The sequence below is a fragment of the Nonomuraea sp. NPDC003709 genome, assembly GCF_040610775.1.
Lineage (GTDB): Bacteria > Actinomycetota > Actinomycetes > Streptosporangiales > Streptosporangiaceae > Nonomuraea > Nonomuraea angiospora_A.
On record NZ_JBEXMW010000023.1, the window covers coordinates 154,737 to 180,312 of the forward strand.

Annotated in this window: 21 protein-coding genes; 5 read left to right on the forward strand and 16 right to left on the reverse strand. The window is 70.0% G+C overall.

The window, feature by feature from the left end:
* The 9 genes from ABZX61_RS49350 to kdpF all read right to left on the reverse strand — a co-directional run bounded on the left by ABZX61_RS49350 (position 1) and on the right by kdpF (position 12,456).
* Positions 1 to 3,261 (reverse strand): condensation domain-containing protein, encoded by a 3,261-nt coding sequence (locus ABZX61_RS49350; protein WP_355205845.1) that lies wholly within the window; start codon positions 3,259 to 3,261, stop codon positions 1 to 3.
* A 79-nt stretch (positions 3,262 to 3,340) separates the two neighbouring features.
* Positions 3,341 to 4,042, reverse strand: a complete 702-nt coding sequence (locus ABZX61_RS49355) for an ATP-binding cassette domain-containing protein (RefSeq protein ID WP_355205848.1) — start codon at positions 4,040 to 4,042, stop codon at positions 3,341 to 3,343.
* Between the two features lie 7 nt (positions 4,043 to 4,049).
* A complete protein-coding gene (locus ABZX61_RS49360; RefSeq protein WP_355205851.1) occupies positions 4,050 to 4,496 on the reverse strand; it encodes a GntR family transcriptional regulator in 447 nt (148 codons plus the stop codon).
* Positions 4,497 to 4,569: 73 nt separating this feature from the next.
* Positions 4,570 to 5,238 (reverse strand): response regulator, encoded by a 669-nt coding sequence (locus ABZX61_RS49365; RefSeq protein ID WP_350737198.1) that lies wholly within the window; start codon positions 5,236 to 5,238, stop codon positions 4,570 to 4,572.
* Positions 5,235 to 7,775: a DUF4118 domain-containing protein gene (locus tag ABZX61_RS49370; RefSeq protein ID WP_355205856.1), complete on the reverse strand. Its 2,541-nt coding sequence runs from the start codon at positions 7,773 to 7,775 to the stop codon at positions 5,235 to 5,237. Before ABZX61_RS49370 ends, ABZX61_RS49365 begins: the two co-directional genes overlap by 4 nt.
* Complete coding sequence (locus ABZX61_RS49375) at positions 7,772 to 8,608, reverse strand: potassium-transporting ATPase subunit C (RefSeq protein WP_355205858.1); 837 nt, start codon at positions 8,606 to 8,608, stop codon at positions 7,772 to 7,774. The genes ABZX61_RS49370 and ABZX61_RS49375 overlap by 4 nt, the downstream gene beginning before the upstream one ends.
* The gene (gene kdpB, locus ABZX61_RS49380) at positions 8,608 to 10,704 is read right to left on the reverse strand and encodes a potassium-transporting ATPase subunit KdpB (protein WP_355205861.1); all 2,097 of its coding nucleotides are present in this window, start codon (positions 10,702 to 10,704) and stop codon (positions 8,608 to 8,610) included. Before kdpB ends, ABZX61_RS49375 begins: the two co-directional genes overlap by 1 nt.
* 1 nt (position 10,705) lies before the next feature.
* The gene (gene kdpA / locus ABZX61_RS49385; protein WP_355205864.1) at positions 10,706 to 12,367 is read right to left on the reverse strand and encodes a potassium-transporting ATPase subunit KdpA; all 1,662 of its coding nucleotides are present in this window, start codon (positions 12,365 to 12,367) and stop codon (positions 10,706 to 10,708) included.
* On the reverse strand, positions 12,367 to 12,456 hold the full coding sequence (kdpF, locus tag ABZX61_RS49390; protein ID WP_350737184.1) for a K(+)-transporting ATPase subunit F: 90 nt from the start codon (positions 12,454 to 12,456) through the stop codon (positions 12,367 to 12,369). Before kdpF ends, kdpA begins: the two co-directional genes overlap by 1 nt.
* Before the next feature lie 432 nt (positions 12,457 to 12,888).
* On the opposite strand from kdpF, the gene ABZX61_RS49395 reads away from it, so the two are divergent.
* Together ABZX61_RS49395 and ABZX61_RS49400 are read left to right on the forward strand one after the other, a co-directional pair.
* Entirely contained in the window at positions 12,889 to 14,679 is a 1,791-nt protein-coding gene (locus ABZX61_RS49395; protein ID WP_355205867.1) for an APC family permease, read from the forward strand.
* Entirely contained in the window at positions 14,676 to 15,149 is a 474-nt protein-coding gene (locus tag ABZX61_RS49400; protein WP_355205870.1) for a hypothetical protein, read from the forward strand. Before ABZX61_RS49395 ends, ABZX61_RS49400 begins: the two co-directional genes overlap by 4 nt.
* A gap of 20 nt (positions 15,150 to 15,169) precedes the next feature.
* Here ABZX61_RS49400 and ABZX61_RS49405 read toward each other — a convergent pair whose 3' ends face one another.
* The gene (locus ABZX61_RS49405) at positions 15,170 to 15,406 is read right to left on the reverse strand and encodes a hypothetical protein (RefSeq protein WP_355205873.1); all 237 of its coding nucleotides are present in this window, start codon (positions 15,404 to 15,406) and stop codon (positions 15,170 to 15,172) included.
* A 276-nt stretch (positions 15,407 to 15,682) separates the two neighbouring features.
* Between ABZX61_RS49405 and ABZX61_RS49410 the strand changes: the two genes are divergently transcribed.
* On the forward strand, positions 15,683 to 15,943 hold the full coding sequence (locus tag ABZX61_RS49410) for an SAV_915 family protein (protein WP_355205876.1): 261 nt from the start codon (positions 15,683 to 15,685) through the stop codon (positions 15,941 to 15,943).
* A gap of 347 nt (positions 15,944 to 16,290) precedes the next feature.
* Positions 16,291 to 17,634: a diaminopimelate decarboxylase gene (gene lysA, locus ABZX61_RS49415; RefSeq protein WP_355205879.1), complete on the forward strand. Its 1,344-nt coding sequence runs from the start codon at positions 16,291 to 16,293 to the stop codon at positions 17,632 to 17,634.
* 316 nt (positions 17,635 to 17,950) lie between these two features.
* Here lysA and ABZX61_RS49420 read toward each other — a convergent pair whose 3' ends face one another.
* From ABZX61_RS49420 to ABZX61_RS49445, 6 genes are all read right to left on the reverse strand, one after another.
* Positions 17,951 to 19,228, reverse strand: a complete 1,278-nt coding sequence (locus ABZX61_RS49420; protein WP_355205882.1) for a CocE/NonD family hydrolase — start codon at positions 19,226 to 19,228, stop codon at positions 17,951 to 17,953.
* A gap of 465 nt (positions 19,229 to 19,693) precedes the next feature.
* Positions 19,694 to 20,911 (reverse strand): cytochrome P450, encoded by a 1,218-nt coding sequence (locus ABZX61_RS49425; RefSeq protein ID WP_355205885.1) that lies wholly within the window; start codon positions 20,909 to 20,911, stop codon positions 19,694 to 19,696.
* Positions 20,912 to 20,943: 32 nt separating this feature from the next.
* Positions 20,944 to 21,705 carry an ABC transporter permease gene (locus ABZX61_RS49430; protein WP_350737161.1) on the reverse strand — a complete coding sequence of 254 codons (762 nt, stop codon included), beginning with the start codon at positions 21,703 to 21,705 and terminating at the stop codon, positions 20,944 to 20,946.
* A 10-nt stretch (positions 21,706 to 21,715) separates the two neighbouring features.
* Positions 21,716 to 22,483 (reverse strand): ATP-binding cassette domain-containing protein, encoded by a 768-nt coding sequence (locus ABZX61_RS49435; protein WP_355205888.1) that lies wholly within the window; start codon positions 22,481 to 22,483, stop codon positions 21,716 to 21,718.
* Positions 22,483 to 22,890 (reverse strand): DUF1048 domain-containing protein, encoded by a 408-nt coding sequence (locus tag ABZX61_RS49440; protein WP_355205891.1) that lies wholly within the window; start codon positions 22,888 to 22,890, stop codon positions 22,483 to 22,485. The genes ABZX61_RS49435 and ABZX61_RS49440 overlap by 1 nt, the downstream gene beginning before the upstream one ends.
* 2 nt (positions 22,891 to 22,892) lie before the next feature.
* On the reverse strand, positions 22,893 to 23,222 hold the full coding sequence (locus ABZX61_RS49445) for a PadR family transcriptional regulator (protein ID WP_350737154.1): 330 nt from the start codon (positions 23,220 to 23,222) through the stop codon (positions 22,893 to 22,895).
* Between the two features lie 359 nt (positions 23,223 to 23,581).
* On the opposite strand from ABZX61_RS49445, the gene ABZX61_RS49450 reads away from it, so the two are divergent.
* Positions 23,582 to 25,528 carry a potassium transporter Kup gene (locus tag ABZX61_RS49450; RefSeq protein WP_355205893.1) on the forward strand — a complete coding sequence of 649 codons (1,947 nt, stop codon included), beginning with the start codon at positions 23,582 to 23,584 and terminating at the stop codon, positions 25,526 to 25,528.
* Positions 25,529 to 25,576 lie beyond the last annotated feature (48 nt).

The following is a 25,576-nucleotide window of genomic DNA, read 5'->3' on the forward strand; positions in this document are numbered from 1 at the left end:
TCAAGCTCCCGGTCCTGCCGACTCGATCTCGTTCAGCAGCGCTTCGAGGTCGTCGGCGCCGTACAGCTCTCCCTGAGCGCGGACGATCAGCTGGGCCAGGCTCTCCACCGTCGGCGAGCCGAAGACGTCCCGCAGCGACAGCTCGATGCCGAACGTGTCACGGATGCGCGAGGCGAGCTGGGTGGCCAGCAACGAGAAGCCGCTCAGCTCGAAGAACGTGTCGTGGACGCCGACCCGCTCCACGCTGAGCAGCTCCTCGAAGATCGCGACGAGACGGTGTTCGATCGGCGTGCTCGGCGGCGCATAGTCGTCGACCGGGTCGCCGTCCTCGTCGGGGACGGGGAGTGCGTCGAGGTCGTAGTCGCCGTCGCGGGTGCGGGGCAGCTCATCCAGGATGAACAGGTGCTCGGGCATCAAGGCGTCGGACAGCACCGTGAGGAGGTACTGCCGGATCTTGACGGTGCCGAGCGCCGGGTCGGGGCCGGTGAGGTAGCAGACCAGCACGATCCTGCCGTCCGCCGCGACATGCTCGGTCACCAGCGCGTCCTGGATGTCCGGGCCGTCGCGCAGCGCGGCCAGCGTCTCGACGGGATCGGCGTCCGCCCGGCCGACGAACTCCAGCGTGCCGTCGATCCAGCGGCGGGCCAGGTCGCCGAAGTGCTGGGAGCCGGAGCAGAGCTCGGCCACCTCGCCCACGGCGGCGAGCTGATCGCCGGCGTGGCGCAGCTCGGCCCGGTCGTCGGCCGGACCGCCGCTCAGCGGCACCCGCACGCCTGCGTTCTGCGGCTGCCAGCCGGCCGGGACCGGATAGACGGCGACCGGCCGCCCGTCGCGGCCCACCCGGTAGACGCCGACACCCCGGCATCCGGGCGACAGGCGGCGCAGCGCCACCAGGTCGTGGGAGATCAGGTCGCCGGAGTTCTCCACGAACGCGTGGCGGAGCGCCGGGAGCGTCTCGCTGGCAGCGTCCAGACCGCGCAGGATCGCCGGGGTCAGGTAGGCGACCGTGACCGCGTGTTCCCTCAGCAGGGACAGGTCGCCGCGCTCCGGCAGCAGCAGCGCCGCTCCGGCGCCGAACGCGCTGGACATCGCCGACACCAGGTGACCGGGCAGGGCCGACAACACCGCGAACCGGTCATCCTCCTCCAGCCCGAACCTCCGCACCGCCCAGTCAACCTCCGGCCGTGCGTCCGGCCTTTCCTGACCCGGCTTCCCGTCCTCCGGCCGCCCCGGATCCGGCCCGTCCGCGTCTCCGGTCACACTTTCGCCGTCGTCGCCGGATATTTCGGCGAAGATCGGGCTCAGATCGACATCCACGTCGCTGCCCGGGAGCACGTCCACCACCGTGGAAACCCCGAGATACCGTGCCGCGACCGGCCCCGCCTCCTCGATCACGGAGAAGGTCACGCCTGCCTTCCCGCATCCGAGGACCGCCGCCACGAAGGCCGCCGAGGCTCGCCGTACCACCCCGAAGTGCTCCATCTGCGACGCCGCACGCTCCGACACCACGCGAGCCACCCGATCGGCCGCGCGGCTGATCCACCGGTAGCTCCGCTCGCCGTCCCGGTCGATCACCGCGACCCGATCCCGCCCCTGCGCGAACCAGTCCACCGCCAGATGCGGCGCCACGGCAGGCCAGTCACCGGCGGCCGTCTTCCCGGCCGCGTCCGGCGGGTAGTCCAGCAGCCCCCGGCCGGGATCCTCCACCACGGCGTGCAGGAACACCCGCAGCTGCTCCATCAACACCCGCATCATCGCCGACCGGTACCGCTCGGCGTTGAACTCGAGGTGGATCTGCAGCGCCTCCCCGACCTCCTGCGCGCTGATCATGAGATCGAACTTGCTGTCCAGCGCGGGCATCTCCATCGGCTCGACCGCGACGCCGGTGATCTCCTCCGCCACCGGACTCCCGATCACGTTGAGCAGCACCTGGAACAGCGGCGTCCGGCCCGGGTCCCGTGGCACCCGCAGCTCCTTCACCAGCACGTCGAACGGCGCGTCGGAGTGCGCGTACCCGTCCAGCGCGACCTGGCGCACCCGGGTCAGCAGGTCGGCGAACGTCGGCTCGCCCGACAGGTCCACCCGGAACGGCAGCGTGTTGACGAAGAACCCGATCAACCGATCGGTGCCCTCGTCCGTACGCCCGGCGACCGGCACGCCGATCACCACGTCCCGCTGCCCGGACCAGCGGCCCAGCGTGGTGGCCAGGCTCGCCAGCAGCACCATGAACGGCGTCACACCGTGCTTGCGGCACAACTCGTGCAACTCGCCGGTCTCCTGCGGCGACAGATCGAACCGCAGCCGCTCACCCCGCGCTCCCCTGGCCGGCGAGAACCGGCGCGCCCGCGGCAACGCCAGCGGCGGTGGCGCGTCGGCCAGATGCTCGCGCCAGTAGCCCACCTCCCGCTGGAGCGCCTCGCCCGCAAGCGCCGCCCGCTGCCACACCGCGTAATCCCGGTACTGGATCGGCAGCTCGGCCAGCTCCGCCCGCTCCACGTCGCCGCCGGCCTCGTACAACGCCGACAACTCACGCACGAACAGCCCGACCGACCAGGCGTCGGAGACGATGTGGTGCATCGTGACGGCCAGCACGTGCTCGGTGTCGCTCAGCTTGACCAGCAGGCACCGGAACAACGGCCCCCGCGCCAGATCGAACGGAGTGGTCGCCTGCTCGTCCGCCAGCCGGCGCGCCTCGTCGAGATCGGCGCCCTCGACGACCTCCAGCCTCCAGTCGGCACCGAGATCGTCCACCACCTGGACCGGCCGCCCATCCACGGTCGGAAAGCGGGTACGCAGCGTCTCGTGCCGGGCCAGGATCGCGCGGATGCTCGCCTCCATCGCCGCCACGTCGAGTGGCCCCACCAGCCGCCGCCGCCCGTGCACGTTGTAGGCGGTACCCGGCCGGAGCTGGTTCTCCAGCCACAACCGCTCCTGGTCGAACGACAACACCGGCTCGGCCTCAGCCGTACGCGGCTCGACGGCGGAACCCTCCGACGACGAGCGCGCGGCCACCACCGCCGCCAGCCCGGCCACGGTGGGGGCGGCGAAGAACTCCTTCACCGAGACCCGCACACCCAGGATCTTCCTGATCCGCGCCACCACCTTGGGCGCCAGCAGCGAGTGCCCGCCCAGCTCGAAGAAGTCGTCGAACACGCTCAGGTGCGGAGAGCCGAGGATGTCGCGCCAGATGTCCGCGACAACCTCCTCATAGGGGGTACGCGGGGCCATGCGCCGGCTCGGAGCCCAGGAAGGGTGTGCCATAGCCGAACCGTACGTGTCGCCCCCGGGCGTCCGGATGTCACACAAAAGGGGGATCGCAGCAGCCTGGCCCGTCCGTGCGCTACCTCCGGATCACGTGCTCCGGGCCGGGCAGCGCCGCCGACTCGGGGCTGCGCAGATATCCCATGACGAGATCGGCCAACCCGGCCCGCCGCGCCTGCCCGCGCGGGTGGGGGGCGGGCTCGCCCCTGACGAGGAGCTCGGCCTGCCTCCCGGCACGGTTCGCGCTCACGACCGCGGCCCCGGCCGCCATCGGCCCGGCCGGCTCGGTGGACCCGGTGAGGACGTAATGGCCGGCCAGTAACTCCTCGATGTCGCCGCTCACCTGCACCTGACCGTCGTTCAGCATGACCAGCCAGTCACAGGTCTCCTCGATGTCGGCGACCACGTGCGAGGACAGCAGCACGGTCAGCTCCCGCTCGGCCACCTCCGCCATGATCGAGCGCATCACATCGTGCCTGGCTAGGGGGTCGAGGTTGGCCAGCGGCTCGTCCAGCACGAGAAGGTCGGGCCGCCGGGCCATCGCCAGCGTGATCGCCACCTGCGCCCGCTGCCCGCCGGACAGGACGCCCACCTTCCGATCCAGCGGCACACCCAGCCGGCCGAGCCGGTCACGGGCGGCGCCGTCGTCGAAGCGGGAGTTCACCCGGCGGCCGAAGGCGAGCATCTCGGCGGCGGTGAACCTCTCGGTCAGCGGCCTGTCCTGGGCCACGAACGCCACCTCGCCGTGCACCACGACGCTGCCGCACGTGGGCTTGAGCATGCCGGCCTCACGCCGCCCCTTCCTTCGCGCCCTTCCCGGGGCCGGCCTTCTGGGAGTCGGCCTTCTGGGAGTCGGCCTTCTGGGAGTCGGCGAGGACAACGGTGACCAGCGCCCTCAGGTCCTCCTGGTCGAGCCCGGCCTCGCGCGCCTCGCGTACCCACCTCTCCAGGTCGCGCCGCAATCGGGTGTGCGCGACGAGCGTCGCGCCCGTGACGCTCTGCAGCACGAATGTCCCCATGCCCGGCCGCCCTTCGACCAGACCGTCCCGCTCCAGCTCGCGGTAGGCCTTGAGCACGGTGTTGGGGTTGATGGCCAGGCTCTCGACCACCTCGCGGGCGGTGGGCAGCTGGTCGCCCGGCCGCAGCGTGCCGAGCCTGAGAGCCTGCTTGACCTGGTGGACGAGCTGGAGGTAGGTCGACACTCCCGAGCCGCGGTCGAGGTGGAACTCGATCACCGCAACACCCTTTCTCTATTCGAATAGTGAAAGAGTGTTGCAGGAGATCGCCTGTTGTCAACTCCGAGCCGCGTCATGGGGTGAAGCGGTAGCCCATGCCCGGCTCGGTGATCAGGTGGACCGGGTGGGCCGGGTCGCGTTCGAACTTCTTGCGCAACTGGGCCATGTACTGGCGCAGGTAGTGGGTCTCCTTGACGTGCTTGCTGCCCCACACCTCCGTCAGCAGGTAGCGCTGGGGGATGAGCTTGCCGGGGTTGCGCAGCAGGATCTCCAGGATGTGCCATTCGGTGGGGGTGAGCCGCTGGCCACCCGAGATGGTCTTGCCGACGAGGTCGACCGTGTGGTCGCCGATCTGGATGCTGGCCAGCTCGGCCTCGTGGAGGGCGGCGCGGCGGGAGACGGCCCGGATGCGGGCCAGGAACTCCTCGATGCTGAACGGTTTCGTCACGTAGTCGTCGGCGCCGGCGTCCAGAGCGTCGATCTTGTCCTGGTTCCCGGCCCGGCCGGACAGCACCACGATCGGGATGCGGGTCCAGCCGCGCAGGCCGTGGATGACGTCGACGCCGTCGATGTCGGGCAGGCCGAGGTCGAGCACGACGAGGTCGGGATGCCATTCGGCGGCTTCGCGCAGCGCGGAGGAGCCGTTCTCGGCGACGGCGACCTCGTACTGGCGGGCGGCCAGGTTGATGCGCAGGGCCCGCAGGATCTGCGGTTCGTCGTCGACGACGAGGATCTTGGTCATACTGTCACCGCCTGGGATGAGATGGGCATCTGGACGGTCATGGTGAGACCTCCCCCTGGTGTCTCCTCCGGTATGAGCGTGCCGCCCATGGCCTCGGTCAGGCCGCGGGAGAGCGCGAGCCCGAGGCCGACGCCCGTGCCGTTGTCGCGGTCGCCGAGCCGCTGGAACGGCTGGAAGACCCGGTCGCGGGCCTCGGGCGGGATGCCGGGGCCGCGGTCGATGACGCGGATCTCCACCTGCTCGTCGTGCCAGCTGGCGGTGATGAGCACCTTCCGGCCGGCGGGGCTGTAGCGGACGGCGTTGGTCATCAGGTTGACCAGGACGCGCTCCAGCAGGGCGGGGTCGGCGACGATCTCGGGGAGTTCGATGGAGATGTCGCCCTCGACGCGGTCGCGCAGCGATCCGAGGTCGTCGATCGCCCGCGGCACGACCTCTTCCAGGGCGACCGGCTGGAGTGACAGGCCGAGCACTCCGGCCTGCAGGCGGCTCATGTCGAGCAGGTTCTCCACCAGCCGGTCGAGCCGGCCCAGTGATTCATGGGCGGTGTCGAGCAGTTCGTCGCGGTCCTGGGGAGACCAGTCGACGTCGGCGCTGCGCAGGCTGTCGACGGAGGCCTTGGCGGCGGCCAGCGGGGTGCGCAGGTCGTGGCTGACGGCGGCCAGCAGGGCGGTGCGCATCTTGTCGGCCTCGGCCAGCGGCTTGGCCTGCCCGGCCTCCTCCTCCAGGCGTTCCTGCCGCAGCGCGACGGCGGCTTCGGCGGCGAACGCCTCCAGCACCCGCCGGTCGCTGGCGTCCAGCAGCCGGCCGCGGGCGGCGAGCACGAGCCGGTCGTTGATCTGCACGTCCGTGTCGGCCGCGCCGGGGTTGGTGCACGGGGTCTGGCCGGTGGTGGCGATGATGCGCCAGGCGGCGGGCTCGGACTGGTCGTCCGGGGTGGGCTCGGCGAGGCGTTCGAGCAGAGTGACCGAGTCCAGCCCGAACGTCTCGCGCAGGCGGCCGAGCAGCGACGGCAGCGCCGCCTCGCCACGCAGCACGTGCCCGGCCAGCGTGGACAGCGCCTCGGCGTCCGCGCTCGCGCGGGCGGCCTGTCTGGTACGGCGGGCGGCGAGGTCCACGATCGAGCTGACCGCTGCCGCGACCAGCACGAACACGACCAGCGCGAACAGGTTCTCCGGATCGTTGATGGTGAACTCGCCGAGCGGCGGCGTGAAGTACCAGTTGAGCAGCAGCGACCCGCCGACGGCCGCGGTGACGGCCGGCCACATGCCACCGGCCAGCGCGACCCCGACGGTCAGGCAGAGGAAGAACAGGATCTCGCTGGGCAGCGACAGCACGTCCCTGAACGGCGCGAGCAGGGCCGTGAGCAGCGGCATCCCGGCCACCGCCAGCGCCCAGCCGGTCAGGCGGCGCTTCCTGGTCAACGCGGCCCGCGAGCGTTCGGGACGCCTGCGCCCCTGCTTGACCTCCTCGTGGGTGATCATGTGGACGTCGATGGAGCCGGACAGGGCCGTGGTCTCCACGCCGACGCCCCGGGAGAAGATCTGCGCGAAGCGGCCTCTCCGCGACGCTCCGAGGACGAGCTGGGTGGCGTTGACGCCGCGGGCGAAGTCGAGCAGCGCCTGGGGGATGTCGTCGCCGACGACCTGGTGGTAGGTGCCGCCCATGCTCTCGACCAGCGTGCGCTGGCGGGCCAGGTTGGCCGGGTCGCCGCCGGCCAGTCCGTCGGCGCTGGTGACGTGGACGGCCAGCAGGTCGGCGCCCTTGGTGCGGGCGGCGACGCGGGCCGCCCGGCGTACCAGCGTGTCGCCTTCCGGGCCGCCGGTGAGTGCGACCACGACGCGTTCCCGGGTGTCCCAGGTGGTGGCGATGCCGTGCTCGGCGCGGTAGCGGTCGAGCTGGTCGTCGACCTTTCCCGCGACCCAGAGAAGGGCGAGCTCACGGAGGGCCGTGAGGTTGCCGACGCGGAAGTAGTTCGACAGGGCGGCGTCGACCTTCTCGGGCATGTACACGTTGCCGTGGGCCATGCGGCGGCGCAGCGCCTCCGGCGACATGTCGACCAGCTCGACCTGGTCGGCGCGGCGCACCACCTCGTCGGGGACGGTCTCGCGCTGCGGGATTCCGGTGATCTCCTGGACGACGTCGTTGACGGACTCCAGGTGCTGGATGTTCACCGTCGAGATGACGTCGATCCCGGCGTCCAGGATGTCGTCGATGTCCTGCCAGCGCTTGACGTTCCTGGAGCCGGGCACGTTGGTGTGGGCCAGCTCGTCGATCAGCGCGATCTTCGGCTTGCGCTCGATGACGGCGTCCACGTCCAGCTCGGTGAAGGTGGCCCCGCGATAGACCAGCGTCCTGCGCGGGATCACCTCCATGCCCTCCAGGAGGGCCGCCGTGCGGGCGCGGCCGTGGGTCTCGACGAAGCCCACGACCACGTCCCGGCCGCGCTCCGTGCCGCGACGGCCCTCGCTGAGCATCGCGTACGTCTTGCCGACCCCGGGCGCCGCCCCGAGGTAGACCCGCAGGCGGCCCCGGCTCATGACCGATCCAGCGCCAGGTTGAGTTCGAGGACATTGACGGCGGGTTCGCCCATGAAGCCGAGCACCCGGCCGGTCGTGTTCTCGTCGATGAGCGCCTTGACCCTGTCCAGGGCCAGGCCGCGTTCCTTGGCCACCCGGGGAGCTTGGAGCTCGGCGTAGGCGACGGAGATGTGCGGGTCCAGGCCCGATCCGCTCGCGGTCACCGCGTCCGCGGGCACCGGCACCCGGCTCACCTCGCCGCGCACGGGCACGGTCCGGCCGGCGGCGTAGTCCTCGCCCGGCTTGGCGCACTCCACCTTCAACCCCTGGTAGGTGGCGACGAAGGGGGTGGCCGGGCAGGCCTGGTTGACGCTGACCGCCCGGTCGGGGAAGACCTTCAGCACCGCGCCGACCCCGTCGGCGGTGCAGTACGGGCGGGCGCCGCTGACGCCCTCCAGCTCGCCGACCGCCTTGGACCGGGCGCACACCCGGGTCAGCAGCGACTGCCTGCCCTCGGCGCCCGGCACCGGCAGCACATCGACGACGTCCTCGGGACCGAGGTTGCTGGCCCCGGTCGAGGTCGGGTCGTAGCCGTCGCCGGCGGCCGACGGGCGGGACTGGAAGTACTTCTTGACCGCCTTGCCGTCGGTGTCGGTGAAGGACTGGCCGATGATCGCGCTGCCCACGTCCTTGCCTCCGGCCCGCACGATCGAGCCGTTGGCCTTGCCGTTGAACAGCGCCTGCGCGATCCCGGTCGTGGCCAGCGGATAGATCAGGCCGAGCAGCACGGTCAGGACGGCCACGGCCCTGATCGCGGCCAGATGCCGGCGCAGCCAGCTGGGTAGACGGTCCATTACGACATCCCCGGAAGAAACTGGATGAACAGGTCGATGATCTTGATGCCGACGAACGGCGCGACGATGCCGCCCAGGCCGTAGACATACAGGTTGCGGGAGAGCAGCTTGGAGGCGCTGGAGGGCCGGTACCGGACGCCGCGCAGCGCCAGCGGGATCAGCGCGATGATGACCAGGGCGTTGAACACGACCGCGGACAGGATCGCCGACTGCGGGCTGGCCAGGCGCATGACGTTCAGGGCGTCCAGGCCCGGGTAGACCGCCGCGAACATGGCCGGGATGATCGCGAAGTACTTCGCGATGTCGTTGGCGATGGAGAACGTGGTCAGCGCGCCGCGGGTGATGAGCAACTGCTTGCCGATCTCGACGATCTCGATCAGCTTGGTCGGGTTGGAGTCGAGGTCGACCATGTTCCCGGCCTCCTTGGCGGCCGAGGTGCCGGTGTTCATCGCCACGCCGACGTCCGACTGGGCCAGGGCGGGGGCGTCGTTGGTGCCGTCGCCGGTCATCGCGACCAGGCGGCCGCCCTGCTGCTCCTTCCTGATCAGGGCGAGCTTGTCCTCGGGGGTGGCCTCGGCCAGGAAGTCGTCCACGCCGGCCTCGTCCGCGATGGCCTTGGCGGTCAGCGGGTTGTCGCCGGTGATCATGACGGTGCGGATGCCCATGCGGCGCATCTCGTTGAAGCGTTCGCGCATGCCCTGCTTGACCACGTCCTTGAGGTGGATCACCCCGAGCACGCGGCCCTTCTCCGCGACGACCAGCGGAGTCCCGCCGGAGCCGGAGATGCCGTCCACGATGTGCCCGACCTCGTCGGTGGGGTGGCCGCCCCGGTCGCGGACCCACTTCATCACCGCGGTCGCCGCGCCCTTGCGGACCTGCCGCTCGCCCAGGTTGACCCCGGACATGCGGGTCTGGGCGGTGAACTGCACCCACTCGGCGCCGTGGATCTCCCGCTCGCGCAGGCCGTAGCGCTGCTTGGCGAAGACGACGATCGAGCGGCCCTCGGGGGTCTCGTCGGCCAGGCTGGACAGTTGCGCCGCCTCCGCGAGCTCGGCCTCGGTGACGCCGTTCACGGGGACGAACTCCGACGCCTGGCGGTTGCCCAGGGTGATCGTGCCGGTCTTGTCCAGCAGCAGCGTGGACACGTCCCCGGCGGCCTCGACCGCGCGGCCGGACATGGCCAGGACGTTGCGCTGGACCAGGCGGTCCATGCCCGCGATGCCGATCGCCGACAGCAGCGCGCCGATCGTGGTCGGGATCAGGCACACCAGCAGCGAGACCAGCACCACGCCGGTGACGCCGTCGGCGTTCAGCGCGAGCGAGTCCGGCACGCCGGGGTTGATGAGCTTGGAGTAGATGGCCAGCGGCTGCATGGTGACGGTGGCCACCAGGAAGATGATCGTCAGCGCGGCCAGCAGGATGTTGAGGGCGATCTCGTTCGGCGTCTTCTGCCGGTTCGCCCCCTCGACCAGGGCGATCATGCGGTCGATGAAGCTCTCGCCGGGCTTCTGGGTGATCTGGACGACGATCCGGTCGGACAGCACCTTGGTGCCGCCGGTGACCGCCGAGCGGTCGCCGCCGGACTCGCGGATCACCGGGGCGGACTCGCCGGTGATGGCCGACTCGTCCACCGACGCGATGCCCTCGACCACGTCGCCGTCGCCGGGGATGGTCTCCCCGGCCTCGACGATCACGAAGTCGCCCTGCCGCAGCTCGGGCGCGCCGACCACGTCCCAGTCCGTGGAGGTGCGGCTCTTGAGGCGGCGGGCCCGGGTGTCGGTCTTGGCCTTGCGCAACGTGGCCGCCTGCGCCTTGCCGCGCCCCTCGGCGACGGCTTCGGCCAGGTTGGCGAAGACGGCGGTCAGCCAGAGCCAGACCACGATGGCCCAGGCGAAGAACGACGGGTCGAGGATCGCCAGCACGGTGGTGAACGCGGCGCCGACCTCGACGATGAGCATCACCGGGTTGCGCCACAGCGTGGCCGGGTTGAGCTTCTTCAGCGCGTCCGGCAGCGACCTCAGCAGCTGCTTCGGATCGAGCAGACCGCCGCCCACGCGGCCGTTCCGCTCCGCTGTCTTGAGCGCGGGGGATGACATGTCAGGACAGTCCTTCTGCGATGGGGCCGAGCGCGAGCGCCGGGAGGAAGGTGAGGGCGACCAGGATGATCGTCACGCCGACGACCATGCCGACGAACTGCGGCCGGTGCGTCGGCAGCGTGCCGGCGCTCTCGGGGACCGGCGACTGCGCGGCCAGCGATCCGGCCAGCGCCAGCACCAGGATGATCGGCAGGAACCGGCCGAACGCCATGCACAGGCCGAGCGCCACGTCGTACCAGGGTGTGTTGACGGTGATCCCGGCGAAGGCGGAGCCGTTGTTGTTGGAGGCGCTGGTGAACGCGTACAGCACTTCGGACAGGCCGTGCGGGCCCGAGTTCAGCATGCTCGCCCGCTGCTGCGCCGAGCCCATCGCGAATGCCGTGCCGACCAGCACCAGCACCGGCGTGACCAGGAAGTACAGGGAGGCCAGCTTGATCTCGCGCGAGCTGATCTTCTTGCCCAGGTATTCGGGGGTGCGGCCGACCATCAGACCCGCCACGAACACCGTGACCACGGCCAGGATCAGCATGCCGTACAGGCCGGAGCCGACCCCGCCGGGCGCGACCTCGCCCAGCATCATGTTGAACAGCGTCATCATGCCGCCGAACGGCGTATAGGAGTCGTGGACGGAGTTGACCGCGCCGGTGCTGGTCAGCGTGGTGGCGGCGGCGAAGGTGGCGGAGTCGGAGACGCCGAAGCGGACCTCCTTGCCCTCCATCGCCGCCCCGACGGCCTGCGGCACGGTAGCGTGCCCGCCCAGCTCGAAGACGTTGGTGAGCAGCACGCTGGCCAGCGCGATCACGCCCATCACGGCGAGGATCGCGTACCCCTGCCTGACCTGCCCGACCATCTTGCCGAAGGTGCGCGTCAGCGTGAACGGGATCACCAGGATCAGGAAGATCTCCAGCCAGTTCGTCCAGGTGGTGGCGTTCTCGAACGGGTGGGCCGAGTTGGCGTTGTAGAAGCCGCCGCCGTTGGTGCCCAGCTCCTTGATGACCTCCTGCGAGGCCACCGGGCTGCCGGTGATCGGCTGGGTGCCGCCGGTCAGCGTGGTGATCTCGTGTGGGCCGGAGAAGTTCTGGATCAGCCCGCCGGCCACCAGCACCAGAGCGCCGACGAAGGCGATCGGCAGCAGGATCCGCAGCGAACCGCGGACCAGGTCCACCCAGAAGTTGCCGATGGTGTCGGAGGTGCGCCGGGCGAACCCGCGCACCAGGGCGATGGCCACGGCCATGCCCACCGACGCCGACACGAAGTTCTGCACCGCCAGCGCGGCCATCTGGGTCAGGTGGCCCATCGTGGACTCGCCGGAGTAGGCCTGCCAGTTGGTGTTGGTGACGAAGCTGATCGCCGTGTTCCAGGCGATGTGGTCGGTGACCGGCTTCATCCCGACGCTGAGCGGCAGCTTGTCCTGCAGCCGCTGGATCGCGTACACGAACAGGATCGAGACCAGCGAGAACGCCAGCAGGCTGCGGGCGTAGACGCCCCAGCTCTGCTCGGCGTCCGCGCGCACCCCGAGCAGCCGGTAGATCACGCGCTCGACGGCGTTGTGCTTGGCGCTCGTGTAGACCCGGTGCATGTAGTCGCCGAACGGCTTGTGCACCAGGGCCAGAGCGGCGATCAGGGAGACGATGAAGATCATCCCTGCGACGGTCGTGCTCATCAGAAACGCTCCGGGAACAGCAGGGCCACGACCATGAAGATCACCAGACCGGCGACCACGATCAGGCCGGCGGCGTTGACGGCACTCACAGCCGCTCCACCGCCTTCACCACGAGCCCGAAGATCACGAAGATCGCGATCGTCAGGGCGACGAAGATGACGTCAGCCATCCCCACTCCTCAATCTGGACATGTTGGTTGGGCCGCGCCCATCTCGGGCGGCGCCAAGGCCAGCAAACCCCGAGATTTGGGGCGTTTTTCCTTTCTTGACGGCTTCCATACGGCCGGAGCCTGATTTTTGACGGCATCTCTACGCGCCGCTTCGAGCGCGCCTCGGAGTTCCCCGGTCGCGGCCATGCTGCGGTACCTGGTCTTCGGCGGCGGTGACGTCCCGCCGCTGACCCGGGAGGTGCTGCGCCAGGCCGAGCGTCCCCGTCGGTTTCACATAGGTATTGGGGCGTTTCGCGTCTTAAATGCGTATATATGGACGCCCCTGGGAGTCCGTCGGATCAGCATGTTCTCCATGTCCATCGTGAAAACTCCCCCCGCCAAGGAGCCTGCCGATACCGGCGAACGGCATCGCCTGTCCGTCGTCGGCGGTCTGGCCGCGCTGTCCCTGGACGCGATGGCGTCGGTGGCGTACGGGCCCGAGGCGATCGTGCTGGTGCTCGCCCTCGCGGGCGGCGCCGGGCTCGGCTTCACCATCCCGGTCACGCTGACCATCGCGGGCCTGCTGGCCGTGCTCACCCTCTCCTACCGGCAGGTCATCGCCGCCTTCCCCGACGGCGGCGGCGCGTACGGGGTGGCCAGGACGTACCTCGGCCGCCGGGCCTCCCTGGTGGCGGGGGCCTCCCTGGTCATCGACTACGTGCTCAACGTCGCCGTCTCGGTCGCCGCCGGGGTGGCCGCGCTCACCTCGGCCTTCCCCGAGCTGCTGCCGTACACGGTGTGGTTGTGCCTGGCCGTGCTCGCTCTCGTGACGGCGGTCAACCTGCGCGGGATCGCGCACAGCGCCCGCGCGTTCATCGCCCCGACCGTGATCTACGTGGGCGCGATCCTGCTCGTCGTCGTGGCCGGGCTCATCCGCCGCGAACCCGCCGTGGACGTCTCCCACCAGGTGAGCGGCCTGCAGACGGTCGGGGTGCTGCTGTTGCTGAAGGCGTTCGCGAACGGCTGCGCGTCGCTGACCGGCGTGGAGGCCATCGCCAACGCCGTGCCGTCCTTCAGGAAGCCCCGCGTACGGCGGGCGCAGCGGGCCGAGGTCGCCTTGGGCGCCCTGCTGGCGGTCATGTTGCTGGGCATCGCCGCGCTGATCGAGAAGTTCGCCATCGCCCCGGCGGACGGGGTGACCGTGCTCGCCCAGGTCACGCGGGCCTCGCTCGGGGACGGGCCGCTGTTCTACGTGGTGCAGTTCGCCACCGTGGTGCTGCTGGCGCTGGCCGCGAACACCTCCTTCGGCGGCCTGCCGGTGCTGGCCGAGCTGCTGGCCCGCGACAACAACCTGCCGCACTTCTTCGCCCTGCGCGCCGACCGCCAGGTGCACCGCTACGGCATCGCGTTCCTGACCGTCACCAGCGCCCTGCTGCTGATCGTGGCGGGCGGCGAGATGAATCTGCTGGTGCCGCTGTTCGCGATCGGGGTGTTCGTCGGGTTCACGCTGTCGCAGGCCGGCATGGTCCGGCACTGGGTGGGCGAGCGGCCCGCCGGGTGGCGGTGGCGGGCCGGGCTGAACGGGTTCGGCGCGCTGCTGACCTTCGTGGCCGCGATCGTGGTGACGGGCTCGAAGTTCGGTGAGGGCGGCTGGTTGATCGTGGTGGCGCTGCCGCTGATGGTGGCCGGCATGGAGTGGGTCAACCGCTCGTACGCGCGGATCGGCGGGCGGCTGGAGCTGGGCAGGACGCCGTCGCCGCCGCGGCCACGCCGTTCGCTGGTGGTGGTGCCGGTACACGCGGTCACCCGGCTGACCCGCGACGCCCTGTCGGCGGCGCTGTCGCTGGGGGACCGGGTGGTGGCCGTCAACGTCACCCACCCCGAGGACGAGCGGCAGGCGCGGACGTTCGTCGACGACTGGGACCGCTGGGACCCGGGCGTGGAGCTGGTGCAGCTCTTCGACGCCCACCGGCGGCTCGACGAACCGCTGCTCACCTACCTGGCCGAGGTGCCCGAGCCGCACGTGTTCGTGCTCATCGCCGAGGTCGAGCCGGAGCACGCCTGGCAGCGGATGCTGCAGAACCAGCGCGGCGCGGTGCTGGCCAGGGCGCTGCGGCGGCGTACCGACGCGGTGGTGTGCCGGATGAGGTTCCGCGTCTCATGAGGCCCACGGGGGAGTGGGCGTGGGCGGGACGGGGCCATCGGGTGCACGGTGTGACGGCGCTGGTCACGCTCCTGGCCGGCTGTCTCGCCGGGCTGCCGGCGGCCGGGTCGCTCGTACGCGAGATCGACGCCTACCGGGCCACGCACCGGCAGGTCGTCGCGCGGATCGTCGAGGAGCGGGCCATCGTGTCGCACGTGGTCTGGGACGGCGGGCGGCACAGCGGCTGGGCCCGCGGGCCGCTGGACCGGGTCTCGGACACGACCGCCCGGATCTGGCTGGACGCCCGTGGCCGCCTGGCGCCGCGACCTCTCGGTGCGGTGGAGGTCGTCTTCGGCGCCTTCATCGCCGCCGTCCCCGCCGGGGCGTTGGGGTGGCTGGTCGTGGGGGCGCTGCTCCCGTGGTGGGCCGCTCGTCGGGCCGTCCTGCGGGTGGATCGGGAGTGGCGCGAGTACGGCTCGTCAGGGCCGTAGCGCCGGTTCGGTTGGGCTTGTCATGGTTGGAGCAGGGCCCGTACCCGGTCGATGGTCGCGGCGGCGCGCTCCAGGTTCTTCTGGAGCGCGCCGGTGGCGTGCCGGAGCTGGTCGGCGATGACCTGCTGATCGGTGACGAGCCCGTCGTCGCCCAGGAACTCCTCGGTTCTCTTGCGCTGTTCGGCCTCGGCATGCTCCCTGGCCTGGTGGATCAGGCCGAGGATGGTCTCGGCCAGCCGCGCCGACTCCATGCGCATGGCGCGTGGGTCGAGCCGCAGGTCCGTGACGCCTGACGCGCTGCTGTACTCGACGCTGCGACGAGAGCATCGACGCCGAGCCGCGCGGCCACCACGTCGTCATGCACCGCCGGCCAGGTCTCCGCCCCCGGGCGTGCGCGTCCCCGAGCCAGTAAAGGCCGTCAAAGCTGCGCCAGTATTTACGCCGTCAGCGTCAGAATTGCGTAGCGATCGCGGATTGCGGCCGACGCCGGCTCTAGCGTCTTCTGCGTACGACAGTTCGCTGGAAGGAAGCAGATGTCAGAGCCCCGATTGTGCGTCCCGGTCACGGTGGGAACGTGCGCCTTGACCCTTCGGTTGTTCCGCACGGCCTCGGGCAAGCGGACGGCGGTCGCGTTCTCCTCGCCGCTGAACCTGGCCAAGGTGCTCGGGCCCGACCAGCGGTGGGTGCTGCTCACCGCCCCGGCGCTGCGTGGCATGATCGCCGAACTGGACGTCATCGGCATCGTCATCGATCCTGCGGGCACGATGACCAGGCCCGCGAAGCGGGTGGCCTGATGTGCCTCCTGCAGCAGGATCAGGCGGGGCAGGAGTCCGGCTCCGGATTCCAGCAGGTCGCGGACGCCGAGGGGACGCCGGGTGCTTCGCCTCAGGCGGCGGGGGGAGACTGTCCCCTTTGCTGAAGCGTCGGGGACCGGCCGTCAGGAGTGGCCGGTGCCGGCGGTGTCGATCGCGGCGCCTGCCTGGTCCGCCGGCGTGACCGCGACCAGCCGGGCCCGCAGGCCGCGCCGTCAAGGCCGCGTCAGAGTTTTCGTGATATGCGTCCAGATTGCGTAGAAATATGCTGACTTATCCTGCGATGCCTTTAGCGTCCAAATTGAAGCATTTCTCGCAGGAGGAACCAGATGTCAGAGCCCCGATTGCTCGTCCCCGGCCCGCGTGAGCCCGCACGCTTCGACGAAGCCGCGGAGCCCTGGTCGGCCACCACCGGTTTCCGGCCGGTCGCCGCCACCGGAGGCGTGCCGCTCATGGACATCGTCGAGCGCTTCGGCACCCCCGCGTACGTGGTGGACGAGGCCGACGTGCGCCGGCGCTGCCGGGCCTTCCGCGCCGCCCTGCCGGACGCCGACATCCGGTACGCGGCCAAGGCGTTCCTGTGCCGGGCGATGGCCACCTGGATCCGGGAGGAGGGGCTCGGCCTGGACGTCTGCTCCGGCGGCGAGCTGGCCACCGCCCGATCCGTCGGCTTCCCCGCCGAGCGGATCGTCTTCCACGGCAACGCCAAGACCCCGCACGAGCTGGCCGAGGCGGTCCACTACGGGGTCGGTCGCATCGTCGTCGACAACCTCGCCGAGGTCGCCCGGCTCGCGATGCTGGTCCCGCACGGGCATCGGCAGAAGGTGTTGCTGCGGGTCATTCCGGACATCGAGGCGGGCGCCTGCGCGGCGATCCGCACCGGTGGCGAGGGCCAGAAGTTCGGCCTGTCCATAGCCTCCGGGGACGCCGCCGCAGCCGTCGCCAGAGTGCTGCGCCAGCCGGAGCTGCGGCTGGCGGGCCTGCACTGCCACCTTGGCTCCCAGATCCACACGACCGAGCCGTACGAGCAGGCCGCCAGGGTCATGGTCGAGCAACTGGCCGCGATCCGCGACACGTACGGGATCGTGCTGCCCGAGCTGGACCTGGGCGGCGGCATGGGCATCGCCTACCTGGAGTCCGAGCACGGCCTGACCCCCGACGAGTACGCCACGACGGTCACCAAGGCCGTGGTGGAGCGCAGCGCGGCGCTGAACCTGCCCGTACCCCGGCTGACCGTCGAGCCGGGCCGGGCGATCAGCGGCCCGGCCGGGCTCACCCTCTACCGCGTCATCGCCGTCAAGCGCACCCTCACCCGCACCTTCGTGGCCGTCGACGGCGGGATGAGTGACAACCCCCGCCCGTCCCTGTACGGCGCGCGCTACACGGCCCGTCTGATCGGCCGCCGCTCGGCCATGGCCGCCCGCGAGGTCACCCTGGTCGGCCACCACTGTGAGGCGGGCGACGTCATAGCCGAAAGCGTGCCGCTGCCCTCGGACATCAGGCCCGGCGACGTCATCGCGGTCCCGGCCACGGGCGCCTACCACCACTCGATGGCCTCCACCTACAACCTCACCGGCCGCCCACCCGTCATCGCGGTCGCCGGCGGCGCGGCGCGGGTGGTCGTGCGCCGGGAGGAGATCGACGACCTGCTGCGCCGGGACGTGGGACTGTGACGCGCATCCGGCCCCGGCAGGGAGTCCGGAAGGGTGGCGACCACATCGCGCTCGTCGCGCTCCTCACACTGATCTGGGCAGGGGCCTGACGCCGCCGCCCACATTTCCGGTCGGCAGGTCGGGGCCGCCGTGCAGACGGTCGCGACCGTCCGCTCATGTCGATCTTGCTCCTACTCGATGGGTGTGCCGTTGACCACCGGCAGCGAGATCGAGGTGCCGGCCAGGTCGACGGTGACCTTGGCCCCGGTTCCGGGTTCGACGTCGGTGCCGGTTCCGGTGCCGCTCTCGTCGAGGTTGAAGTCGTCGTTGGCTCCGGTCAGGACCAGGCCCAGCCGGTGCCCGGCCTTGAACTCGTAGTCCTGCGGCCCAGGGAGCCGTCCCGCTGCGGCCGCAGGGTCGTCGTCCGCGCCGTGGGTGCGGGCCAGTCGGCCTGGGTGATCCAGCGGTCCGGGCCGAGCTGCACGTCGACGCGCGGACGGCGCAGGATGTCGTTGGAGACGCCCATCAGTTCGTGGTCGAACCACTGGTTGAGGGTGGTGAGCCACACCTCGCGGCGGGCCCAGAACGGGTCGAGGTGCCCGTACTGCGTCACCCACGCCTTGCGCTGCACCGTGCGGGGCAGCTTGGTCCACCACTCGGAGAACTGGCTGCCCACCACGTTGCGGTCCTGCATGCCCATCACCGAGAAGACACTGGCGCGGACGTTGCGCACCTTGGAGATCGGGCCGGTCCGGTAGTTGCGTTCGTCCCAGTAGGCGTTGTAGTTGCCGGTCTCATCGTCGGATTCGGCGTCCATCCGCTGGCGCACCGCCTCGCACTTCTCCGCCGGATCCTTGTCGACCCGCTCGGACTGCCACCTCGCCCCGCCCTTGAACCAGGTGAGGGTGCCGTTGGCGTGCGAGTTCTCGTAGCCGCTGGTGTAGCCCGAGATGTTCACGATCGTCGCCAGCCCCGGCACGCCGGTGCCGGCGACGCCGACACCGAGCGCTCCCTCGTACGAGTGGCCGATCATCCCGGTGCGGCCGGTGGTCCAGGTGGCTTTGACCGGATCGCCCTGGTCGTCGTAGGCGGTCGCCCGGCCGTTCAGCCAGTCGACGACCGCCTTGCCGCCGAGCACGTCGGAGGCGCCGTAGGAGGTGGGGCAGCCGTCGGACAACCTGGTGCCGATCATGTCGACGGACACGAACGCGTACCCGCGCGGCACGAAGTAGTTGTCGTAATACATCGGGAACTTCGTCACGTTCCCGTCCGCGTCGTATTTCTTCTTCTCGATCTCGAAGCCGACGCCAGGGTCATCGTAATACGGGCTTTCCTGCATGATCACCGGAACCCTGAGTCCGGAACCGGACTCCTTCGGCCGGATGATGTCCACCCGGACCAGGTCCTTCTTGCCGTCGCCGTCACTGTCGACCTGCGACTGCACCCGGACGTGCTCACGGATGGCGTCCTTGTAGGAGAAGACCGGCTGGGTGAGCCCACCGGAGACTTTGATCTTCGGCTCCGCCGTCGCGGATGCGGCGGGAGCACCGGCGACCACGAGCGGGATCGCGAGTGCGACTGCGGCGAGGAACCCTCGCCGTCGGGAGTTTGACATGTGCCTTCCTACTGTTGTCGGTGGGATCGGCGGCGGCCGACGAAGCGCGCGGAGGCGGCGGCGTGGTGCGCTGACGGGCGGCAGCGAGCTTGCCGTGATGAGAGTGCGACCGGCTTTGTGCGGCGCGAGCGCATCGGGCGGAACGCCTTGCGCCACGGGTTTCAGCCTGACGGCGCCGACAAGGGGATCTGGTGCCCAGTCGGGCAGGGCGCGGTGTAGATGGCGAATGCGTCGAGGGGTCGGACCTGCCGGGTACGGGTCCGGCACAGCGGTGCGGGTTTACTCAAGGCGCGATGCCCGGCGGCGGGCGTCGGCCAGGGGAGCTGCGCAGGTCGACATCCCCGTCAAGCGGCGTCGAGGGCTGCGGTGATCTTGCGGATCATGTCGGCCCCGGTAGGTCCGGGTGGCTGCTTCGACGATGACAGTGTTGCGGAACGCGGTGGCGTTCTCGCCATCGGCCGGCGGTCACGCGTCCCAGGCGACCGGGAGGCTCTTGACGCCGTAGATGTCGGCGGTCTCCGGGCGCAGGGCGACCTCGTCGGCCGGTACGGCCAGGCGCAGCGTGGGGAAGCGGTTGAGCAGCGCGGGGAGCGCGACGCGCAGCTCGACGCGGGCCAGCTGCTGGCCCAGGCACTGGTGGATGCCGTGGCTGAAGGCCAGGTGCCCGCCGTCCTGCCTGCGGATGTCCAGCACGTGGGGGTCGGTGAAGCGCTCGGGGTCGCGGTTGGCGGTGGCGTACGACAGGATGACCGTCGAGCCGCTCTTGACGGTCTGCCCGCCCAGCTCGACGTCCTCCAGCGCGACCCTGGCGAACTGCTTGGCGACACTCAGATACCGCAGCAGCTCCTCCACGGCCGGTTCGGCGAGCGCGGGGTCGGTGCGCAGCGCCGCCAGCTGGTCCGGGTTCTGCAGCAGCGCGAAGGTGCCCAGCGCCAGCATGTTGGCAGTGGTGTCGAAGCCGGCCGACAGCAGGATCAGGGCCATACCCTGCAGTTCCTCATCGGTCAGGTCGCCGTCCATGAGGTCGCTGAGCACGTCGTCGGTGGGGTTGGCGCGCTTGGCGGCCACGAGCTGCGCGAGGTACTGCTGGGTGGCGGTGTAGGCGGCGATCAGTTCCTCGTCGCTGACCTCTCCGCCGAGGAACTTGTCGATGTTGTCCTGGAAGGAGCCCCGGTCCTCGTACGGCACGCCCAGCAGTTCGCAGATGATGATGGCGGGGATGGGCTTGGCGAAGGCGGTCACCAGGTCGGCCGACGGGCCGGCCTTCTCCATGGCGTCCAGATGTTCGGCGGTGATCTGCTCGACGCGCTCGGTGAGCAGGCGCATCCGCCGGACGGTGAACTTGCCCACCAGCGGTTTGCGGTAGCGGCTGTGCTGCGGGTCGTCCATGAGGAGGAACTCGCCGGGCGGCGCCGGGGGGACCTCGATGTCGCCGTACTCGCTGTAGTCGATCAGCGGGTGGTGGCGCATGAGCTCCTTGCGCGAGCTGAACCGCGGGTCGGCCAGGACCGACCGCGCCAGGTCGTAGCCGGTGACCAGCCAGCCCTCGTGCCCGTCGGGGAACGGGAAGCGGCTGATCGGGCCGTGCTCGCGCGCCTGGATCAGCTCCTTGGGCGGGTCGAAGGGGCAGCCGGGCTGACGCTCTGTCGGCATCGTGGGGAGGGTGTGGAGGGATTCAGTCATTACCGTTCCTTCGTTGCAATGAATGGGGGAAGTCAGGAGATCTTGCGGCGGTAGGCGTTCATGGCGAAGACGTACGCGACGGCGAGGATGCCGACACACCAGGCCAGGGCGACCCAGACGTCGGTGCCGACCGGCTGCTGGCTGAACAGGGCGCGGATGGCGTTGACGATGGAGGTCACCGGCTGGTGCTCGGCGAAGAAGCGCACCGGGCCGGGCATGGTGGCGGTGGGTACGAAGGCCGAGCTGAGGAACGGCAGGAAGATGAGCGGGTAGGAGAACGCGCTCGCGCCTTCCATGGTCTTCGCGGTCAGGCCGGGGATGATGGCGATCCACGTCAGCGCCAGGGTGAACAGGATCAGGATGCCGGCGACCGCGAGCCATGCCTGCACTCCTGCCGCCGAGCGGAAGCCCATGAGCAGGGCGACGAGCACGACGACCGCGAGCGAGATCAGATTGGCGACCAGCGAGGTCAGCACGTGCGCCCACAGCACGGACGAGCGCGCGGTCGGCATGGACTGGAATCGCTCGAAGATGCCGCTCTTCATGTCCATGAACAGCCGGAACGCGGTGTAGGCGACGCCCGAGGCGACCGTGATGAGCAGGATGCCGGGCAGTTGGTAGTTCACGTACGAGTCCGACCCGGTGTTGATCGCACCGCCGAACACGTACACGAACATCAGCATCATGGCGATCGGCATGACCGCGGTCGTGATGATGGTGTCCGGGCTGCGCGTGATGTGGCGCAGCGATCGTCCCAGCAGGACGGTGGTGTCGCCGAAGAAGTGCTTGGTCATCGTGGTTCCCTTAGGTGTTGTTGGCGGCGACGAGGGAGAGGAAGACGTCCTCGAGGGTCGGCTGCTTTTCGATGTATTCGACCTTGGCGGGCGGGAGCAGCTGCTTGAGCTCGGCCAGGGTGCCGTTGACGATGATCCGGCCCTCGTGCAGGATCGCGATCCGGTCGGCGAGTTGTTCGGCCTCGTCCAGGTACTGCGTCGTCAGCAGCACCGTCGTACCCCGGTGGGCGAGTTCCTTGACGGCCTGCCACACCTCGATGCGCGCCTGGGGGTCGAGCCCGGTGGTCGGCTCGTCGAGGAAGATGACCGGCGGGTTCCCGATGAGGCTCATCGCGATGTCGAGGCGGCGGCGCATGCCCCCCGAATACGTCGCCACCTTCCGCGCGCCGGCGTCGGTCAGCGAGAAACGGGCGAGCAGGTCATCGGCGACCTTGCCCGGGTTCTTGAGGTGCCGTAGCCGGGCGACCAGTACGAGGTTCTCCCGCCCGCTGAGGATCTCGTCGACGGCGGCGAACTGTCCGGTGAGGCTGATGGACTCCCGCACGTCGCCGGCCTGCGTGGCGACATCGAAGCCGTTCACGCTCGCCGTGCCCGCGTCGGCCTTGAGCAGCGTGGACAGGATTTTCACGGCGGTGGTCTTGCCTGCCCCGTTCGAGCCGAGCAGGGCGAAGATGCTGCCGGGCGCCACCTCGAAGTCCACGCCGCGCAGCACATGTAGTTCCTTGTACGACTTCTCCAGGCCTCGCACCTGGATCGCCTGGGCTTGCTGTTTCGTCATCAGCTGGTCCTGTCTTCTTTTCCGATGTCTTCGCCGGCGGCGCGCGCGATGGCGCTGGTGAGGCGGTTTCGCTCCCGGGCTCTCCACTGCCCGATGGGGTAGTTCTGTGCGAACGCCTCGACGAACTCCACGGGGTCCTCCCCGAAGATGTCGCGGATCGGGGTTCCGTCCGCCGCGCTCCGTTCGAACAGGTCGGCGAGGTCCTCGTACATCGCGATCGAGCCCTCCACCGGCCCGGTGTGGATCAGGTACCGATCCAGCGCTTCGACTGCCGTGCGGTAGTTCTCGGGAAGCTGCTTGATGCGCGCCTTGTACTGCCGGTAGCGCCGCTTCTCCTCGAGCGACCCTGTGACCACCTCCAGGTACTGCAGGTAGCGGCTCTTCTGCTCGTTCGGCTCTGTGGCCATGCCTACTTACCTCCTTCGTGGAGCTGTTCGAGCCGTTCTGCGAGGAAGCTCCAGGTCCTCCAGAACTCCTCGAGGTACGCCTGTCCCTGAGCGTTGAGGGAGTACACCTTGCGCGGCGGTCCCTTCTCGGACGGGACCTTCTCCACGTCTACGAAGCCGCGCTGCTCGATCCTGACCAGCAGGGCGTAGATGGTGCCCTCGGCGATGTCGGAGAAGCCCTGATCCCGCAGCCACGCCGTGATCTCGTAGCCGTACGCGGGCCGACCGGACAGGATCGCCAGGACGATGCCCTCCAGCACGCCCTTGAGCATCTCCGTCATCTGCTTGCCCATGGAACATCCTTCAGCTACTCGGTAATGCTAGCTACTGGTACATAGTAACGCTGAATAGCTGAAAGACAAGCCGGGATGTCGATCCCCGGCTTCGCCGTCGCGGATGTTCATGGCATCCACCATCGCCTGCCGCGCTGATATGAGGCCGTCGCCGTGCTGACATGGCACCTGGGGGTGAGTTCGATGGCGGGCTGGAGCAGGTGGATGCGGCTGCTCAGATCCGGGGGCCGAGGAAGCAGCCGCCGGAGGCGTCGATGTCGGCGGATGCATGGTGTCTATGTGACCGGTGCGGGTGATCTGGGCTACCGGCGGTTATGTTGAGGCATCGGTATCGTCCGGTCGCGCGATGGGGGAGCGTTGTGAGCGATCGCCGGCACGTGCCCGCGCCGGAGGCGGCTCGTGGTCCGGGCGCGCATGGCGCGGTGCGGCTCGCGTCGGTGGTCGGTGCTCTCGGTGTGGTGTTCGGCGACATCGGGACCAGCCCCATCTACACCCTGCAGACGGTGTTCAACCCGAGCGACCCGCATCCCGTTCCGGTGAGCACGGAGAACGTGTTCGGGGTGGTGTCGCTGGTCTTCTGGTCAGTGATGATCATCGTCACGGTCACGTATGTGTTGCTGGCGATGCGCGCCGACAACGACGGTGAGGGCGGCATCATGGCGCTGATCACGCTGGTGCGGCGGTGGAGCGCGCAACGGGGCCGGCGGGCCGTCGCCGTGCTGGCGGCGCTGGGCGTCTTCGGCGCTTCACTGTTCTTCGGGGACAGCATGATCACCCCGGCGATCTCGGTGCTGTCCGCGGTCGAAGGGCTCAAGGTCGTCGAGCCTTCGCTGGGAGAGCTCGTCGTGCCGATCACCGCGTTGATCATCGTGCTGCTGTTCCTGGTGCAGCGCCGGGGGACCGCGGCGGTGGGGCGGGTGTTCGGGCCCGTGATGATCGTCTGGTTCGTGACCATCGGCGCGTGCGGCGTGGCCGGCATCGCCGAGCACCCGGACATCCTCAAGGCGCTGTCGCCGACGTACGCGATCGGCTTCCTGGCCGGTCATTTCGGCGTCGCCTTCTTCTCCCTGGCGGCGGTCGTGCTCGCGGTCACCGGCGCCGAGGCGTTGTACGCCGACATGGGCCACTTCGGCCGCCGGTCGATCAACCGCGCCTGGCTGATCCTCGTGTTCCCCGCGTGCGTTCTCAGCTATCTCGGCCAGGGCGCGCTGATCCTCGCCGATCCGGCCAACATCAGCAGCCCGTTCTTCCTGCTCGTTCCCGGCTGGGGGCGGCTGCCGATGGTCCTGCTGGCCACGGCGGCGACCGTGATCGCGTCCCAGGCGGTGATCACGGGCGCGTACTCGGTCGCATCCCAGGCCGCACGACTCGGCTACCTGCCGCGGCTGCGGATCGCGCACACCTCCGAGTCCACCATGGGCCAGGTCTACGTCCCCTGGATCAACTGGCTGCTGATGGTCTCGGTGCTCACCCTGGTCTTCGCCTTCCGCAGCTCCACGGCGCTGGCCTTCGCGTTCGGCATGGCGGTGACCGGGACGATCACCATCACCACCCTGCTGTTCTTCTACGTGGCCCGCGCGAAGTGGGGCACACCGGTCTGGATCATCGGCCTCGGCGCGACCGTGCTGCTGGCGGTGGACCTGCTGTTCGTCGCGGCCAACCTGACCAAACTCGTCCACGGCGCGTGGCTGCCCCTGCTGATCGGCCTCACCGCGTTCACCGTCATGACCACCTGGCAACGGGGCCGCGAGATCATCACCGCGGAACGCGAACGGCGCGAAGGCTCGCTGCGCGAGTTCGTCGGGCGGCTGTGCACCGGGAAGGCGGCGACGCGGCGGGTCCCGGGCACGGCCGTCTTCCTCAACCGGGGCAAGGAGACCGCGCCGCTGGCCATGCGCGCCAACGTCGAGCACAACCACGTGCGGCACGACCACGTCCTGATCATGTCCATCGAGACGGAGCCCGTGCCCCGCGTTCCGGCCGATCGGCGCATCGCCGTCGACGACCTCGGCTACGCCGACGACGGGATCTTCCACGTCACCGCCCGCTTCGGCTACATGGAGACCCCGGATGTGCTCGGCGCGCTGGCGCTGCTCGACCCGGCCATGACCGAGGGGCGGCTGCGGCTCGACCAGGCGTCCTACTTCCTGTCGAAGGTCGAGCTTCGGCGTGGCACGGCTCCGACGATGGCGCCGTGGCGCAAGCGGCTGTTCATCGCCACCTCGTACATCACCGCCGACGCCGCCGAGTTCTTCGGCCTGCCCCGCGACCGCACGGTCATCATGGGCTCGCAGATCGAGGTCTAGCCCGACGGGGGTGACCTCGCGGGGGATGCGCCCGGACCTCGGGCGCGG